General features: G+C 65.2%; 14 protein-coding genes. 5 read left to right on the top strand and 9 right to left on the bottom strand.

Features of this window, described 5'->3' with window-relative positions; translation table 11 throughout:
- Positions 1 to 3: 3 nt before the first annotated feature.
- On the bottom strand, positions 4 to 804 hold the full coding sequence (locus CW348_RS07685; RefSeq protein WP_104612643.1) for a phosphatase PAP2 family protein: 801 nt from the start codon (positions 802 to 804) through the stop codon (positions 4 to 6).
- A 221-nt stretch (positions 805 to 1,025) separates the two neighbouring features.
- Here CW348_RS07685 and CW348_RS07680 point away from each other — a divergent pair, with 221 nt between their 5' ends.
- A complete protein-coding gene (locus tag CW348_RS07680; RefSeq protein WP_104612644.1) occupies positions 1,026 to 1,964 on the top strand; it encodes an ion transporter in 939 nt (312 codons plus the stop codon).
- Here CW348_RS07680 and CW348_RS07675 read toward each other — a convergent pair.
- Both CW348_RS07675 and CW348_RS07670 read right to left on the bottom strand, forming a co-directional pair.
- Positions 1,961 to 2,164, bottom strand: coding sequence for a cold-shock protein (locus CW348_RS07675; protein WP_011290831.1), 204 nt, complete (start codon positions 2,162 to 2,164; stop codon positions 1,961 to 1,963). The genes CW348_RS07680 and CW348_RS07675 overlap by 4 nt on opposite strands.
- A 322-nt stretch (positions 2,165 to 2,486) precedes the next feature.
- Positions 2,487 to 4,304, bottom strand: coding sequence for a dolichyl-phosphate-mannose--protein mannosyltransferase (locus tag CW348_RS07670; RefSeq protein WP_016188146.1), 1,818 nt, complete (start codon positions 4,302 to 4,304; stop codon positions 2,487 to 2,489).
- Between the two features lie 347 nt (positions 4,305 to 4,651).
- Here CW348_RS07670 and rsmI point away from each other — a divergent pair, with 347 nt between their 5' ends.
- Positions 4,652 to 5,521: a 16S rRNA (cytidine(1402)-2'-O)-methyltransferase gene (gene rsmI, locus CW348_RS07665; RefSeq protein WP_016188147.1), complete on the top strand. Its 870-nt coding sequence runs from the start codon at positions 4,652 to 4,654 to the stop codon at positions 5,519 to 5,521.
- A gap of 71 nt (positions 5,522 to 5,592) precedes the next feature.
- Here rsmI and secD read toward each other — a convergent pair whose 3' ends face one another.
- Positions 5,593 to 8,328, bottom strand: coding sequence for a protein translocase subunit SecD (gene secD, locus CW348_RS07660; RefSeq protein ID WP_104612645.1), 2,736 nt, complete (start codon positions 8,326 to 8,328; stop codon positions 5,593 to 5,595).
- Positions 8,329 to 8,400: 72 nt separating this feature from the next.
- Positions 8,401 to 8,757 carry a hypothetical protein gene (locus CW348_RS07655; protein ID WP_234351611.1) on the bottom strand — a complete coding sequence of 119 codons (357 nt, stop codon included), beginning with the start codon at positions 8,755 to 8,757 and terminating at the stop codon, positions 8,401 to 8,403.
- A 216-nt stretch (positions 8,758 to 8,973) separates the two neighbouring features.
- On the opposite strand from CW348_RS07655, the gene metG reads away from it, so the two are divergent.
- A complete protein-coding gene (gene metG / locus CW348_RS07650) occupies positions 8,974 to 10,794 on the top strand; it encodes a methionine--tRNA ligase (RefSeq protein WP_104612646.1) in 1,821 nt (606 codons plus the stop codon).
- A gap of 242 nt (positions 10,795 to 11,036) precedes the next feature.
- Here metG and CW348_RS07645 read toward each other — a convergent pair whose 3' ends face one another.
- Positions 11,037 to 11,471: a hypothetical protein gene (locus CW348_RS07645; protein ID WP_011290837.1), complete on the bottom strand. Its 435-nt coding sequence runs from the start codon at positions 11,469 to 11,471 to the stop codon at positions 11,037 to 11,039.
- Between the two features lie 139 nt (positions 11,472 to 11,610).
- Positions 11,611 to 11,952 carry an ATP-binding protein gene (locus tag CW348_RS07640; RefSeq protein WP_338114559.1) on the bottom strand — a complete coding sequence of 114 codons (342 nt, stop codon included), beginning with the start codon at positions 11,950 to 11,952 and terminating at the stop codon, positions 11,611 to 11,613.
- Positions 11,953 to 12,217: 265 nt separating this feature from the next.
- On the opposite strand from CW348_RS07640, the gene CW348_RS07635 reads away from it, so the two are divergent.
- Entirely contained in the window at positions 12,218 to 13,063 is an 846-nt protein-coding gene (locus CW348_RS07635; protein ID WP_011290839.1) for a helix-turn-helix transcriptional regulator, read from the top strand.
- 28 nt (positions 13,064 to 13,091) lie between these two features.
- Positions 13,092 to 13,283 carry a DUF397 domain-containing protein gene (locus tag CW348_RS07630; protein WP_011290840.1) on the top strand — a complete coding sequence of 64 codons (192 nt, stop codon included), beginning with the start codon at positions 13,092 to 13,094 and terminating at the stop codon, positions 13,281 to 13,283.
- Between the two features lie 207 nt (positions 13,284 to 13,490).
- Here CW348_RS07630 and CW348_RS07625 read toward each other — a convergent pair whose 3' ends face one another.
- A complete protein-coding gene (locus CW348_RS07625) occupies positions 13,491 to 13,754 on the bottom strand; it encodes a hypothetical protein (RefSeq protein WP_011290841.1) in 264 nt (87 codons plus the stop codon).
- A gap of 782 nt (positions 13,755 to 14,536) precedes the next feature.
- Positions 14,537 to 16,129, bottom strand: coding sequence for a tetratricopeptide repeat protein (locus CW348_RS07620; protein WP_104612657.1), 1,593 nt, complete (start codon positions 16,127 to 16,129; stop codon positions 14,537 to 14,539).
- Positions 16,130 to 16,213 lie beyond the last annotated feature (84 nt).

Here is a 16,213-nt window from a genome sequence, read left to right as displayed (position 1 = left end):
AGACTAACCGCTTCCTGGGGGTTCGTCCGCCATGACCTGGCTCATGGCGTGCTGGTGCGGGGGAGCCGCGCGGTCGGGGGTGCGCGCCTCCAGCACCAGCAGCGCCACCAGCAGCACTACGGCGCCCAGCAGCCAGCCCGCCACAGATTCACTGAGCCAGTGGTAGTCCAGCACGGTCACCAGCACGCCCACGGCCGCCACGGGAAGCAGGGAGCAGCCCAACGCGTACCGCAGCCGCCGCGCGTGCGGGAACACTCCGTTGGCGCTGAACAGCAGCCAGGCCGCTAACGGGTAGGTGAGCGCCGCGTTCGCCGCATGCCCGGAAGGAAACGACACATACCCGTCGAATGGGGGCGCGCCAGGGACGAGCAGGGCGTACACCCAGGCCGCGATGTTGCCCGCACCCGGGGAGACGGTGTCCACTTCAAGCACCGGGGGAGTGCGGCCCACCCCCACCTTCAATAGCGTGCCCAGCACCGCCAGCGACCCGAGACCGGTCAGCACCGCCCCCAGGGGGCGCCATCCGCGTCCCCGCCGCATCGCCCATATCGCCAACCCGACCAGCAGCGGGATGGTTATCAGCCGCTGTCCCAACCGGGCCGTGGCGACCGCGGCCCACAGCAGCGGCCCTTCCGGCTGGCGCGGGTCGACGAACGCGTGGACCGGCCAGTCCAGTGCTGTCACCGGGCCCCCGACGATCACCTGCCAGGTGACCGCGGTGAGCGCGCCCGCCGCCACGGCCAGCCACCCCGCGAGTAGGCGGGGAGCAGGTGCTTTCGGAAGAACAGCCCGGTGCGACGTCACTACTCCTCCCGGGGATCGTTGCAGCGCAGCTCAGCTTAGAGCCCGCTCCCGACGCGCATCGGGCAATCGCGTGACCGGGCGGCGAACCTTACTGGACAGTCCGTTTCCCGCCACGGAACGCAATGGGACGATTATGAACATTGGGTGGCTTGCCGACGCTTGGCGGCGACCCGTTAGTGTGGCCCAGCGGATTGTGTACACAGCCAAGGACGGGGGTCTAGGTGGCGAACTGGGCGTGGCGGGACACATTGGCCCGGTTCGTCGACTCTCAGTGGTTCCAGAACCTGGTCGTCGCGGTGATCCTGGCCAACGGGGTTGTCCTCGGGCTGGAGACCTACGAGGACAGATTCGTGTGGCTGGACCGCAACTGGATGCTGATCGAGGGCTGCTTTCTCACCTTCTTCGTCCTGGAGCTGACCCTCAGAATCCTTGCGCGCGGTGTCGTGTTCTTCCGGGACGTCTGGAACTGGTTCGACCTGGTCGTCGTCGGCATCTCCCTGATCCCGCTCGCCGGCGGGTTCGCGGTGCTGCGCCTCGTGCGGGTGCTGCGCCTGCTCCGTCTCGTCAGCGTGCTCCCCAGCCTGCGGTACATCGTCGACGCGCTCTTCCGGTCGGTGCCCGGGCTCGGCACGGTGATCGCGCTGCTCTTCGTCGTCATGTACACCGCGGCGATCATGGGCGAGCAGCTCTTCGGAGAGATCTCCCCCCAGTACTTCGGAAACCTGGGGACCACTCTCTACACCCTGTTCATGCTGCTGACCATGGAGAACTGGCCGGACATCTCCGACTCGGTGATCGAGGACGCCCCGTACGCGTGGATTTTCTTCGTCAGCTACATCGTGGTCAGCGCCTTCATCGTGCTCAACCTCATCATCGGTGTGATCGTGACCACGATGGAGGAGGAGGTCAGCGCCCCCCGCTGGGCAGAGGACCAGGAGATCGAACTGCACCAGCACGAACAGGTCATGCTCCGCTTGGAGCAGCTCAGCGACCAGGTCGCGGTGCTGTCCGCCCAGTTACGGGCCCTCGGCGTCGCCGTGGAGGAAGTCTCCAACTTCCGTGTGCTCTCACTGGAGAGCACACGGCATGAAAAACGGCCCTCCGCCAAACGAGGGCGAAGGACCAGAAGAAAAAACAGGCGACGTCGGCGGAGCGCTTAGAGCGCGCGCACGTCAGCAGCCTGGGGGCCCTTGGGGCCTGGAACGATCTCGAACTCGACTGCCTGGTTTTCTTCCAGGTTCCGGAAGCCGGTACCCGCGATCGCCGAGTAGTGCACGAACACGTCCGGGCCGCCGCCGTCCACGGCGATGAACCCGAAACCCTTCTCAGAGTTGAACCACTTCACGGTGCCCTGAGCCATCTGCTCTCCCTATGGGACTACAACGGGACCGCACCCTGCTGGCCCCGGGTTGCTGAGCGCCCGTCCCCGGGAGTAGCTACCCAACCGACTAGCGCCCGCGTAAGTTCCGCGGACGCCTAGGGCATCCGAAACTACGACCGCAACCGCTTTAGACAGTATCAGCCATGCCCCGAAACGGGCAGACTTTCCGACCGCGATTTCCGCGGAAAGACCGCTTTTTACAAGGTGTCTTTTCTAACACGCGCACGACGCGGATTCTGTGGTAAAGCGAAGGCCGGGAGCGCCCCGGTCTGCAGCGCGCCCCCGGCCTTCCGCGGCACGCTCAGTTGCCGCCGCTGCCGTAGATCCAGGTGGGGAACCACATCCGGTCCGCCCACTCCGTGTACGGGATCGTCTCCGCGCTCAACACCGGGTACAGGTAGGTGAAGTTCGCGATGATCAGCAGCATGACCACGCCGTAGATGACGCTGCCCACCACCCGGGACCACGGGGAAGTTCCGGGACGGTCCCCCGGCGACCCCAGCATCAGCCCCAGCATCAGCACGATGGCCAGCACCAGGAACGGCAGGAACGGCAGCGCGTAGAAGAGGAACATGGTGCGCTGCGGGAACGCGAACCACGGCAGCCACCCGGCGGCCACCCCCAGCAGCGCGGCACCGGCCCGCCAGTCCCGGTAGGTCACCCACCAGCCGAGCATCACCCCGCAGGCCAGGATGGACAGCCACCAGATCGCCGGGGTGCCGATGCTCAGGATGGCGTCCGAGCACGCCGTCGCCCCGCAGTCGGTGCCTTCCCCGTCGTAGTAGAACGCCACCGGGACCCGCATGATGATCCAGTCCCACGGCTGGGAGGCGAAGTCGTGCGGCTCCCCCAGGTCCTTGTGGAAGCTCCACATCCGCCAGTGGTAGTGACCCAGGCTGATCAGCGCGTTCGCGGCCTCGCGCAGCGGACCGGGCAGGAAGCCGGTGTAGGACTGGACTTCGGGGGTCAGGTCCGCCCACTGGCGGCCCCAGCCGCCGCTCGTCGCCAGCCAGCCGCTCCACGTCGCCAGGTAGACGACGAAGGCGGTGCCCACCATCTGGAAGAACGCGGGGATTGCGTCGTAGCCCAGCCAACGCCCCCACACCCGGCGCTGTCCCACGCTGCGCCGCGCCCCGTAGTCCCACGCGACGGTGAGCAGGCCGAACGCGGCAAGGTAGAACAGCGCGGTCCACTTCGTACCGCATGCGAGCCCCAGGCACACCCCGGCAGCGATCCGCCACCAGCGCACTCCCAGCCAGCGGACCGCGGCCTCTTCGGGAGAGCGGGCCTGTTCGGCGCGGGCGGCCGCGGCAGCAGCCCACCGCTCCCGCAGCCCCGGCTGGGCGTGTTTGCCTGTCTGCTCGTCGGACTCGGCCGCAGTCTGGGACGGCGCCAAGGCGCGGGCCGCGTCCGCGACCACCGTCCACCACCACGCGGTGAACGCGTTGACCGTGGCACGCCCCGCTTCGGTGGCTTCCGCCAGCCGGGCCCGCGTGCGGTCCCGGTCGATCACCAGGCAGCCGAACCCCGCCAGGATCCAGAACGTCAAGAAGATGTCGACCATGGCGATGCGGCTCAGGGTGAAGTGCAGCCCGTCCAACGCCATGATCAGCCCGGCGGACGCCCCCAGCACGATCGAACGGGTCATGCGCTGCGTGATCCGCACCAGCAGCAGCACCGACAGCGTGCCGAACACTGCTGCCGCGAACCGCCACCCGGTCGGGGTGAACGTCGCCCCGAACGGCAGCAGCCCCCACACAGTGTCGCCGAGGGCGATCAGCCATTTGCCGAACGGCGGGTGCACCACGAAGTCCCCGCCGCCGGCGAAGATGTGGGAGACGCCGTTCCGCAGCAGCTCGTCGGCGTTCTCTACGGTTTCGTGCTCGTAGCCATACTCGCGTAGCCCGTAGGCGTCTTTGGCGTAGTAGGTCTCGTCGAAGTAGATCTGGGCGGGTTCACCGAGGCGGATGAACCGGAGCGCCCCGGCGAACGCGGCGACGACGAGGGCGACAACCCAGCCCAGCCAGGCGGGGGAGGGCAGGGCGGGCACCAGCCGCTCACGCAGCGACTGGGACTCAGGCGAGGGAGAAACCTTGTCCTGTAGGGCTGTGGTGCTCATGCGCTTGGTAGGCGAGTACGTCCCTGCGGCGCTCGCACGCCTAGGAAAGACGCCGACTCCTTTCCGTCGACCCGGTGGCGGGTATTGTTCGCCACCCACCGGACCCCGCACCCGTTCGACGAACGGAGCCGAGGGTCACCCTGGTGGACATGGGGCGGCACATACCGTCACGCCAGATTGCGCAATGTCCTGACATGGTGTCGGAAAGTCACGGTGGGAGGGGCGGGCGTCCCGTCACCGTTCGAAACGACAGTGCCGTCCCGGTCATACTAGAGCCAAAGAGGCATGAAGAGCAGGGGTCGGTGCGCGCTCGAACCAACCTCTAACCAACCGTGGACGGAGAACCAGTGGCCGACCAGCAGAGCAGCACCCGGCCAGGCACGCTCACCCTCGCCGGCCTGCCGATCGGGCACCGCGACGACACCACCCCCCGACTGCGCGCGGCATTGGAGAACGCCGAGATCATCGCCGCCGAGGACACGCGGCGGCTGCGCCAGTTCGCCGCCCGTATCGGGGTGCGTCCCGGCGGGGAACGCGGCGCCCGCATCGTCTCCTACTACGACGCCAACGAACGGGAGCGGGCCGCGGAACTCCTCGCCGACCTCCAAGCCGGGCACGACGTGCTTCTCGTCACCGACGCGGGCATGCCCGGCGTCTCCGATCCCGGATACCGCCTGATCACCGCCTGTGTGGACGCCGGCGTGCCGATGACCGTGATCCCCGGCCCTTCCGCGGTGACCGCCGCCCTGGTGCTGTCCGGCCTGCCCACCGACCGGTTCTGCTTCGAAGGGTTCCCGCCCCGCAAAGGACTGGCCGCCTACCTCGCAGGGCTCGCCGATGAGCGCCGCACCATGGTCTTCTTCGAAGCCCCGCACCGGCTGGCCGCCACCCTGACCGCTATGGCTGACGCGTTCGGCCCGGACCGTCCGGCTGCGGTCTGCCGGGAGCTCACCAAAACCTACGAGGAGGTCCGCCGGGGCGGGCTCGCGGAACTCGCCGAATGGGCGGCCGAACACGCCCGCGGCGAGATCACCCTCGTCGTCCGCGGCGCGGAGCGCACCACCCCGCAGGCCACCCCGGAGGCGTTGGTGGCTGCCGTGGCCGCCCGAGAAGACCAGGGCGTTCCCCGCAAACAGGCCATCCAGCAGGTCGCTCAAGAGTACGGGGTGCCGAAACGCGAGGTGTACAACGCGGTCCACCGCACCCCCAGCGACTGACCCGCACATGCCGACGGGGGCGCGGCCCGCACCGGACCACGCCCCCGCCCAGGGAGGTTCCGACCGTTCGGCTACACGACGGCGCCGTCGGTCCGCTCCCGGATCGCACGCTGCTGCTTGCGCTGCTTGGTCTTGCGCTCCTTGACCTCGTGCGGCGGCGGTGTCCGGTCGAACCGCTGCAACCAGATCGCCAGCGGCACCGCCACAAACACCGTGGAGAAGATGCCGGAGATCAAACCGACCAGCATCGCGATCGAGAAGTCGGTGAGCGACGAACCGCCGAGCACCGCCAGCGCGGCCAGGATGAACAGGCCGCCGATACCCGAGTTCACGGTCCGCGGCAGCGTGTGCAGGACCGCCGAGTTCGCGATTTCGCGGAAGTCGCCCTTCGGCTTGTGCGCCCACTCGTCGCGCACCCGGTCGAACACCACCACCGAGTCGTTCACCGAGAAACCGATGATGCTCAGCAGCGCGGCGAGGAACACGCCGTCGATCGGCTTACCCAGCCACACGAACAGGCCGATCACCAGGATGATGTCGAAGGCCAGCGCCAGCATGGTCGCCAAGCCGAACGACCAGCGGAACCGCCACGCCAGGTAGGCCATCTGCAGCACCAGCGCCACGATCAGCGCGATCAGCGCCTTGTTGCGCAGCTCGCTGCCCATGCTCGGGCCGATCTTCTCGTCGCTGGTCCGCTCGACCTCGCCGCCTTCCTCGGCGAGGGCATCCTGGATCTTCGCGGCCTCCTGGTCGGAGATGTGCCCGGTGCGCACGGAGATCTCGCCGCCCTCGACCTCCTGGACCACCGCGTTCGCGTAGCCCGCGCCCGCGACAAGCTCCCGCGCCTGGTCGGCGTTGAGCTCCTCGGTGACGGAGAAGGTCATCACCCGGCCGCCGGTGAACTCCACACCCAGGTTGGGGGAGCGCACCGCGAAGCCGAGCAGCGCCAGCACGGTGACGACACCGGTGATGCCCAGCCACAGCGTGCTGCGCTTCATCAGGTCCGGGTTGTGCTCCACCAGCCACTTGCGGACCGCGCTGATGTGGGCGATACCGCTGCTCCGCGGGAACTTCCGCACGATCAGCGGAATGATCGCCACGGAGACCGCGAGCACACCCAGCGCGCCGGAGACGAGCAGCAGCACGTTGTCGACACGCAGCCCGTCGGACAGCACCGCCACCAGGCCCACGACCACGGCCGCGGCACCGATCAGCCACAGCCGGCGCAGCGGAGTGAAGCGGGACACCGTCCACTCCATGAGCACGCGGGCGATGAGGAGCGCCGAGATCATCGACGCGATCGTGCCCAGGCCCAGGGTCACACCGAAGCCCTGGACGGTACCGGAGGCGAGGAAGAACAGCAGGACCGCAGCGATGAGCGTGGTGATGTTGGTGTCCAGCACCGCGCTCCACGCCCGCTGCGAACCGACCGTGAACGACTTGAGCAGGTTCGGCGGGATCGCGCGGCGGCGACGGCGGGTTACCACGCCGGCAGCCGCCTCGTCCTGCTCCTTTTCGGTGGCGTCCAGCATGCCCGCGGACTTGTTGGCCTGGTAGACCTTCTCCTGCCGCTGATACTCCTCGCGGGTCCGCTCGAAGATCAGCACGTTGGCGTCGATCGCCATACCGATGGACAGGACGAAACCGGCCAGACCCGGCAGGGTGAGCGTGGCACCCAGCGCCACCAGCGCCGCGTAGGCGATGACCGTGTAGCACAGCAGCGCCACCGAGGCGAGGAAGCCCGCGAACCGGTAGGAGATGCTGATGTAGATGGCGGTCAGCGCGATACCGATGAGACCGGCGATGAAGCTGGCCTTGATGGCCTCGGCACCCAGGGTCGGGCCGACCGTCTGCCGCTGCACTTCTTCCACGGGCAGCGGCAGGGAACCGCCTTCGATCAGCAGGGCCAGCTCTTTGGCCTCTTCAGCGTCGAACCCGCCGGTGATCGAGGTGCGGCCACCGGACATGCCGACGTTGCAAGCCACATCGTTCGCGTCCACCTCGGGCGCGGAGATGATCTCGTTGTCGAGGACGATCGCGATACGCCGCCGCGGGTCGCCGGGCGAGTGGCAGGCAGCCTCACCGGTCAGCTTCTTCCAGGCTTCCCGGCCAGCACCCTTGAACTCGACGTTGACCAGCCACTCGGTCTGCAGCTCGTTGAGCGTGGCCTCAGCCCGGTCCACCTGGTCGCCGGTGAGCGCGGGCTTGCCCAACTGGAGCAGGGTGCCGGACTCGTCGGGCAGGGTCAGCGCGATGTCCTCCGGGTCGACGGCCTCGGCTTCTTCCCCGGACTCGGTGGACTCTTCCGAGCCTTCCTCGTCTTCGGCCGGGCTCTCCTCCTCCTGCGCCTCGGAGTCGGAGGCTTCCGCGCTGTTGTCAGCTGGGGCGTTGCGGAAGTCGCCGAACATCCCGCCGCCCGTGGTGCCGATGCTCTGGTCCACGCCCAGCACCGGGTGGATGGTCAACTGGGCGGTCTGCCCCAGCACTTCGGCGGCCTCGGTGGGGTCTTGCACACCGGGGAGTTCGACGATGATCCGGTTCTCCCCGGAGCGCGAGAGGGTGGCTTCGCTGACCCCGAGCGAGTCGATGCGGTTGCGCAGCACCTCGACGACGAGGTCAGTGTTGGACGCGTTGGCCTTGGTGCCGTCCTCGGCGTCCCGGGTTTCCAAGACGATCTGGGTGCCGCCGCTCAGGTCGAGCCCGAGCTTCGGCTTCAGGAACCAGCCGGCAGTGAACGCGCCGGCCATGATGAGCAGGGATATGAGCGCGCGGAGCCAGCGCGCCCCCGATCCCGGTGAACTAGTCAAGACGGATTACCTTTCACGACGTTAAAGGGGGTTGGGGGACAAAGCAGCGCATCGGTGCGCTGTCGTGGATGCTCAACTGAGCGCCGTGAAAGGCGGGGCTCGTCCCCACGGCAGGTCCACGTGGGTGTCGGGCAGCAGGCCGGGGCCGCTCGTCCGCGGGGAGAACCGCCACGCGTCACCCGGCGCGGGCACCGCGACCGGGAACGGCACGTACCCGTCGGGCAGGTCGCGCGGGGGTGCGCTCTGCTTGCGCTGCCCGTAGGCCAGCACTAAAGCGATGGTCGTGGAGTTCGTCGCGGGTTTGACCACCGCGTGCGGCCACGGTTTGGCGGTGGCGACCACCGTGGACGGCGTGGGCTCGGGCCGGGGCGGCGGCTCCTGCTGCTCCGTGAGGGACTGCCCGAACGCCAGCAGCACGGCCAGAAGCACGGCCAAGACACGGGAGACCGTGGTGACCACCTTCTTCCAGTGCGCAGCGAACGGACAGTGAGATTACGGACACACACCTTATCTGTGTGTCAGAAGAAAAGAGATGGGCAGTCGAGGTCCCATAAGAGGATGTTTCGGTTGGGAGACCCAGACACGCAGTAGTTTTCGGGGAAGAAACTGGATGAAGCCGGTCCGGGTTGGCTCTAGGCTTAAACCATGTCGTCGAAACGCCACATTCTGACCGCGGTGGCCTGGCCCTACGCGAACGGCCCCCGCCACATCGGCCACGTTTCCGGGTTCGGGGTCCCCTCCGACGTCTTCGCGCGCTTCCAGCGAATGTCCGGCAACAACGTGCTGATGGTCAGTGGCACAGACGAACACGGAACACCCATCCAGGTACTCGCTGACCAGGAAGGGGTGAGCGCTCGGGAGCTCGCGGATCGGTACAACCGGATCATCGCCGAAGACCTCGTCGCGCTCGGCCTCTCCTACGACCTGTTCACGCGGACCACCACCGCCAACCACTACGCAGTGGTGCAGGAGCTGTTCACCGGCCTGTACCGCAACGGCTACATCTTCAGCAAGACCACCAAGGGCGCGATCTCGCCGTCCACGGGCCGCACTCTGCCCGACCGCTATGTCGAAGGTACCTGCCCGATCTGCGGTTATGACGGGGCACGCGGCGACCAGTGCGACAACTGCGGCAAACAGCTCGACCCGACCGACCTGATCAACCCCCGGTCGAAGATCAACGGGGAGACCCCCGAGTTCGTCGACACCGAGCACTTCATGCTCGACCTGCCCGCGTTCGCCGAGCAGCTCAGCGAATGGCTGAAGAGCAAGGGGGGCGAGTGGCGGCCCAACGTGCTGAAGTTTTCGTTGAACCTCCTCGACGAACTGCAGCCGCGGGCGATCACCCGCGACCTCGACTGGGGTGTGCCGATCCCGTTGGAGGGGTGGCGCGACCAGCCCAACAAGCGCCTCTACGTCTGGTTCGACGCGGTCATCGGCTACCTGTCGGCGTCGATCGAATGGGCGAAACGCACCGGCGACCCTGAGGCGTGGCGCAAGTGGTGGCAGAACAGCGACGCCGAGTCCTTCTACTTCATGGGGAAGGACAACATCGTCTTCCACTCCGAGATCTGGCCTGCCATGCTGCTCGGCTACAGCGGCAAGGGCAGCAAGGGAGGCGAGCCCGGCTCGCTGGGCGCGCTGAACCTGCCCACCGAGGTGGTGTCCAGCGAGTTTCTGACGATGGAGGGACGCAAGTTCTCCTCGTCACGCCGTGTCGTCATCTACGTGCGCGACTTCCTGGAACGCTACGACGCCGACGCGCTGCGCTACTACATCATCGCGGCCGGCCCGGAGACCCAGGACACTGACTTCACGTGGGCCGAGTTCGTGCGCCGGAACAACGACGAGCTGGTCGCCACTTGGGGCAACCTGGTGAACCGGTCGATTTCCATGGCGGCGAAGAACATCGGCCACATTCCCGAAGCCGGGGAACTCACCGACGCGGACCGCGCCGTGCTGGACGCGTCGAAGGCCGCGTTCGCCACGGTCGGGGAACGGTTGAACCGGGCCCAGTTCAAGGCGGCGCTCCAGGAAGCCATGCGCGTGGTCGCCGAGGCGAACAAGTACTTCTCGGAGCAGGCGCCGTGGAAGCTGAAGAAGACCGATCCGAAGCGCATGGAGACGGTCCTGCACGTCGCCCTGCAACTGGTGAGCGACGCGAAGACGCTGCTCACCCCGTTCCTGCCCGCGTCGTCGAACAAGGTGTACGAGATGTTGGGCGGCACGGGAACGTGGACGGGCATGCCGCGGTTGGAGGAGGCCACCGACTCGATCGGCGGTGAGGAGGGCGTGTCCACCTACCCGGTGATCACCGGCGACTATGCGGACAACGAGGCGCGGTGGGAGTCGATTCCGATCGTGCCGGGCACCCCGCTGAAGCCGCCGACGCCGCTGTTCCGCAAGCTCGACCAGTCCGTGGTCGACGAGGAGCTGGCCCGTTTGGAAGCAGCAGCCGGGTCGTGAGCGTGAGCTGACCGGAGTGTGAGGAGGGCGGTCCCGCACGGGGCCGCCCTTCGGCTGTCAGGGGAGTTGTCGGATTGCGGGCGACCACTCGGTTCGCCTGTGGAAGAGGGCTGTGCCCCGGGGAGCTTGCGAGCAGAGACTGCACCGGGGCGCACGCCGTACTGTACTTGCTGCTTGGACGGCGGGTGAGGGGTTTCGCGGAAATCGCCGCGCCGTGCCCGCAGCGAGAGCGGGGGAGCCGCTCACGTCAGGACTGTGGTGCCGAGCAGGGTGAGCAGACAGCCTGCGGTGAAGGCGAGCGCCGCTGTGATGGCGGGTTTGGCATCGTGGCCGGCGTATGCGATGCGGCGGCGCAGCCAGAGGCGGAGTTTGCGGGCGTAGTACTCCTGGGTGGCGTGGGCGGGCCAGTACTGGCCGGGCTTGTGCGTGCCGCAGGACAGGGCGCGCAGGTAGGTGATGTGGTGGGGCGAGGCCGGATCGGTCGGGTGCGGGCGGAGCGGCCGCGGGGGACGCGCCGTGCTCTGCGGTGCAGGCCGGGACGCAGGCTGTGGTGTGGGCGCGGCCGGGTGGAGGATCTCGGGGCGTATCTCGGCGAGCTGGCGGATGAGGGCCGCCAAGCGGGCGTCCTGGTTTCGATCGGTGTCGAAATTGTTGCTTTCCGTGAAGGTTGCAGGCATGGCGGTGCGGCGCCTTTCTCGACAGACAGGGAGGGGGCGGACAGTGCGGGCTGGAACAGCCGGGGTTACGTGTGGGGGATGGGCACGGGAAGGCTGGTCGGGAGTTGAGCCGGGGCGAGGGCGAAGTCAGCCCAGACCACTAAGCCCAGGTTAACGGGGGATGGGCTACTGCGGGGCGGTACCCCCAGTCCAGGGCGAGTGCGGAGACGAGGAGCAGGCCGCGGTGGTGTTCCGCGGTGAACCGTGCGGTGCCGCTCAGGTCGGGAATGCGCGGCCGGTGCGGGGTCAGGCCGCTGTCGGTGACTTCGAGACGCAGCCGGTCGGCTGCGGGAAGCGACAGGGAGCGCACGACTTGGCCGCCAGGGGCACCGGAGACGGTGTGGTTGACCGCGTTGGCGAACAGTTCGCTGGCGCACAGTTGCACGTCGTCCACCAGTTCAGCGGGAAACCCAGCCAGATCGCGGTGGAGGTGCGAACGCATCTGCCCCGCTGACGCGAACCGGGATAGATCCGCGGCTCTCAGCGTATGAGCGGCATGGGTGGTGTTGAGGGCAGGCGAGCAGACGGTACAGGACACCTCCAGGGGAGAGCTGGGCGACTAAGTAGTCGCGGGTTAACTGATACATAGATTAAATGAGGCAGCCTCAAAAATTGAGTCCATCATATATATGTGCATCAAAGTCTTATATGTGAATTTTGAGGCGGCTTTAAGAGGAGTGGAGCGGTAAGCCCATCGGGGAGGTGCAATGGTTGCGAGAATGCCCGTCCGGCGGCGCTACCTGGTTATTCAGTTGAAACGGCTCCGACGCGAGGCAGGACTTTCCCAGGACGAGGTGTGGAAGGCGCTGGGGTGGAGCCGAGCCAAGCTTCAACGCCTTGAAGCCGGAGACTTCCAAAGGCTCAAAGCGGGAGACATCATGGCGTTATGCCAGGTGTACAAGGCTGATAAGGCTGTTGCAGAGGAGCTCATCCAAATCGCCAGAGACTCCCGGGCGGAGAAGCCCTGGTGGATCCGGTACAAGGATGTGCTTCCCGGTGCTTTTCTCGGCCTCGAGGCAGAAGCAACCCTGATCCAGGAGTACAACATTGCCCTTGTGCCGGGGCTGCTTCAGACTCGCGACTACGCTACTGCTCTGATGCGCACCTCGGTTGACATCCATGGGGAAGAGGAAGTCCAACGCCGCCTAGAGATTCGCGCTGAACGGCAGAGGACAGTCCTGGACCGTGAAGAACCACCGATGGTCATGGCAGTCATCGATGAAGCGGCTATCCGCCGCCAGATCGGTGGTGTCGAGACGATGAAAGCCCAGGTTAGACACCTGCTTGAGCTTTCAGAACGACCTCGCATCGATATCCAGATACTCCCCTTCAGTGCAGGGGCGCATGCAGCAGCCGGTGTCCCCTTCACCATTCTTGGTTTCGATGGCACTGATGCCGCTGGCAGCGTCGTCTACTTGGAAAGCCATAAAGACGGTTACTACCTGGACACTGATGAGGAGATCGCCCGTTATAGGCTGATTTTTAGTCGCACTCAGGGAAGTGCCATGTCTGTGGAAGACTCGCGTATCTTCCTCGAACGGCTGCTCACCTGAGTCTTGAACCGGACGGTAGAGGTAGACCGTGGACCTGACCTTCGCCGAGTGGAAGAAGTCCAGCTACAGCAACCCCAGTAGCAACAACTGTGTTGAGGTTGCGGTTGTCCCGCGTTTGTCGGCGGTCCGGGACAGTCAGCATCGAGAGCTGGGACGCTTGGAGTTTCCCGTTATGGAGTGGGCGGCGTTCCTGAGTGCTGCTAAACGCGATGCACTCTGAGTAAGTAGCCCTGGCTATTAAGAGGTGGTGATCCACTGGTCCTGGTAGCTATCGCTCCAGGGCAGCTTGGGAGCGTGTCGCTGCTAGCCGGTGACACAGCGATTCGGTGAGCTCGGTATTTTCAGCCAGGTTTTCTACCCGAGCTGAGTGCTGTCACTAGACAGAGCTCAGAAGAGCAGCCCTGGGACGACAAAACTCCTCATCATGTCAAGCTCGGCTGATCCGCCTCGCCGCTTCGTCCACACGAGCAGTGAACGGACTCGCCACGGCCTGCTGCACCCCGTGGCACTCGTCTATCTCTTCAGGGGTGGCTGCCCCTCTCGGCACAGCAGATTCCAGTTGGGCCAGGCGCTGCCGCTTCTCCTCGGCCTGCACTGAGTAGCGCGAATCAATACCGAACAGGTCAGCGAGCAGTGCGTCATCACTGCTGCCGGAGACAACGCGCTTGTAAAGACCCGGGAGACTACGCATGGCGGTTCCTCTTCAGTGACGTCTGGTAGTCGGATAAAACCGCCTGGATCAGCGCTCTGGTAGAGGTAAGGGCTGTGCGTAGCCACGATGAACTGGTTGCGGGGGAAATACCGTTTCAGCCGCTGCACGCTCCCCAGAAAGCGAGGCATGGGCATGGAACAGGGTAGTCACTCGCGCGACCAGGCTTGAAAGCCCGGAGTTCGATGAGCTCTCGCTCAGTCTTCGGAAGGGACCGTATCTAACGACAAACCAGCTTTGCGGATAACTTCGCCCAGGAGGTTCAATAGAGAGAATTTTCAGGAAGAGCTGACAAAGCAGGTGAGCGAGAAAATCCATAGCGGATTTTTAAGCAAAGAATCCGGCCAATTCTGCAACAAGCGATTCTCTCAGAATCTAACCCGGATTTGAGGAGTGTTACCGCTCTTATCTTGGTTGATATGGACGCTCACTATCCCACTTGGTGTTCCAAGGGAAACCCACTCTGAAAGGTCCGACAGGAGACTTCTTGCAACCAAAGTCCTCGTCAATTCCAGTGTCAATTCCTGTAACAGAGTTTTTTCTAGAGTTGTGACATCCCACAAGTACAGCCCGCTCCTCATTCTTGTGTCAGAATGGGTGGAGAACAAAATGGCGTGCGGATACTAGATAATTCGCGAATATCAGAGATCTCTACCCTGATGGTATACCAAGTGTGAATGAGAAGCAGAGTGCAGGAGCTTTCCGCCTCTATAGGGCAAACCGCCTGCAAGGGAAGAAGAGCTGTGCTATAGGAATCTCCAGATTTAGATTTCTTCTGCTTCGTCTGGTCGGCCCAATTCCCGCAGTACCGAGGCGAGGTTGTTTCGGCTGGTGAGTGTGTGGGGGTGTTCGTCGCCTAGGGTGCGGCGGCGGGCTTCTAGGACTGCGCGGTGTTCGGTTTCTGCTTCGTCTAGACGGCCTAGGTCTTGGAGTACTAGGGCGAGGTTGCCTCGGCTGGTGAGCGTGTCGGGGTGGGTTAGGCCGTGCTCAGTGAGATCTGCGTTGTATGCCTGGCGATAGGCGCGTTCAGCTAGTCGGTAGCGGCCTTGGGCGTATGCCGTAGTGCCGATAGAGCGCGCATCTGCTGCGGAAGCATATACAAGCGCTGTGACGATTACCTGATCGGGAACGTGGTTGCCTGCAGGGGTGCGGCGTTGGACTTCGTCGACCAGGTAGTCGAACACATCCACACGCTCAGCCCCGTACGGGGTGAGCAGGCGCGTGGTGCCTTCGCGTGGGCTGGTCGCCCACCTCCATGCGCGTGCCAAGGGCTCAGGGTTAAGCCGTTCCCCACCGCGCTGTTCGAGATAGATGCCATGCACCTCTTCCAACAGAGCACGAGGGATAGGGGATACATAGCCTGCGCGGCGTAGATCAACGGCGGCAGCGACCAGGGCAGCACCGCGGGGGTGCGTGGGAGCCTGAGGATTGGTGTTGACACTCCACGCGTTTTGCCACTCCTCCCACCGCTGCGGGCCATTAGCCAAGTACTCGGCCAGACCGTACTCATCGGCATGCTCAAGGGCGTCGGCAATCCGCGCGTCAGAGACATAGTCACGAGCGCGTTCCCGTTCAGCAGGGGAAAACAGACGATCCAGGCGGAAGAGGCGAGCCAACTTCAGCAAGTCCTGGACCTTCCGATAAGTGTCTAGGGCTGTGGCCTCCTCAGGCATCGTGCTCCAATTGTCCGCCTCAGCAGCACGCAGTGTGGCTACGACAACGCGATGCCGTCTTTTACCAGGAGTCAGTAGCTGGGAAATCGCTTCTCGGGTGAGCTCAGGTGAGGCGAACCAGCGGTTAATGTCATCAAGCCACAGCACGCACCGGGAATACCGCTCAGCAGCTTTCAGGGTGGCAGCGATACTTCCCACGGCAGTAGGGATGATGAGCGTGTGGCGGGGCAACACGGCACGCACGGCTTCAAAAGCACACCGACTCTTACCCGCGGTGGAATCCCCCACCACGAGCACAAACGCGTTCTTGGTGAGTTGTGCTCGCAGCTCTTCGTCGACATCGCGAGGCACAAACGGCACGACATCACTTCCACTACTCGCAGCAGTGGGATGCACGCCCCACGCCAAGGGGTCGCTGAGCTGGCGGACTTGAGGCAGCTTGCCCGAAGGAAGTGTGAAACAGCCTTCCCTGATCGCGCGAGCCTGCTCGTCCCGGAGCGCAGACTCGCGTTCAAAGCGGGCCTGCCACGTGGGGAAGGCCACCTCGGCAATCGCAGCACCCCCGACAGCGATGGCGATGATCAGCGGTATCTCGATCTGGAAGACAGACAGCAGGTTCAAAGCCTGCATGACGAGCGAGAGAACAGCGGCGATAAGAAAAAACCCGACTACACGCCGCAGCACGCCCCGCACCTTCGCTGTCTGGGACCGCCATTCCTTCTTCGGTGGGTGAGACGCAGCGTACCGCCATTTCGATTCCTGGAGCTA

It is taken from the genome of Thermobifida sp., assembly GCF_017577275.1.
Classification (GTDB): Bacteria; Actinomycetota; Actinomycetes; order Streptosporangiales; family Streptosporangiaceae; genus Thermobifida; species Thermobifida fusca.
This window is presented reverse-complemented; position numbering and strand designations above follow the sequence as displayed.

Excerpts from the sequence above, each read along its gene's own strand:
- CW348_RS07675 (WP_011290831.1), bottom strand. The coding sequence starts at position 2,164 with ATGGCTCAGGGCACCGTGAAGTGGTTCAACTCTGAGAAGGGTTTCGGG.
- CW348_RS07670 (WP_016188146.1), bottom strand. The coding sequence starts at position 4,304 with ATGAGCACCACAGCCCTACAGGACAAGGTTTCTCCCTCGCCTGAGTCC.
- metG (WP_104612646.1), top strand. The coding sequence starts at position 8,974 with ATGTCGTCGAAACGCCACATTCTGACCGCGGTGGCCTGGCCCTACGCG.
- CW348_RS07645 (WP_011290837.1), bottom strand. The coding sequence starts at position 11,471 with ATGCCTGCAACCTTCACGGAAAGCAACAATTTCGACACCGATCGAAAC.
- CW348_RS07640 (WP_338114559.1), bottom strand. The coding sequence starts at position 11,952 with ATGCGTTCGCACCTCCACCGCGATCTGGCTGGGTTTCCCGCTGAACTG.
- CW348_RS07635 (WP_011290839.1), top strand. The coding sequence starts at position 12,218 with ATGGTTGCGAGAATGCCCGTCCGGCGGCGCTACCTGGTTATTCAGTTG.
- CW348_RS07625 (WP_011290841.1), bottom strand. The coding sequence starts at position 13,754 with ATGCGTAGTCTCCCGGGTCTTTACAAGCGCGTTGTCTCCGGCAGCAGT.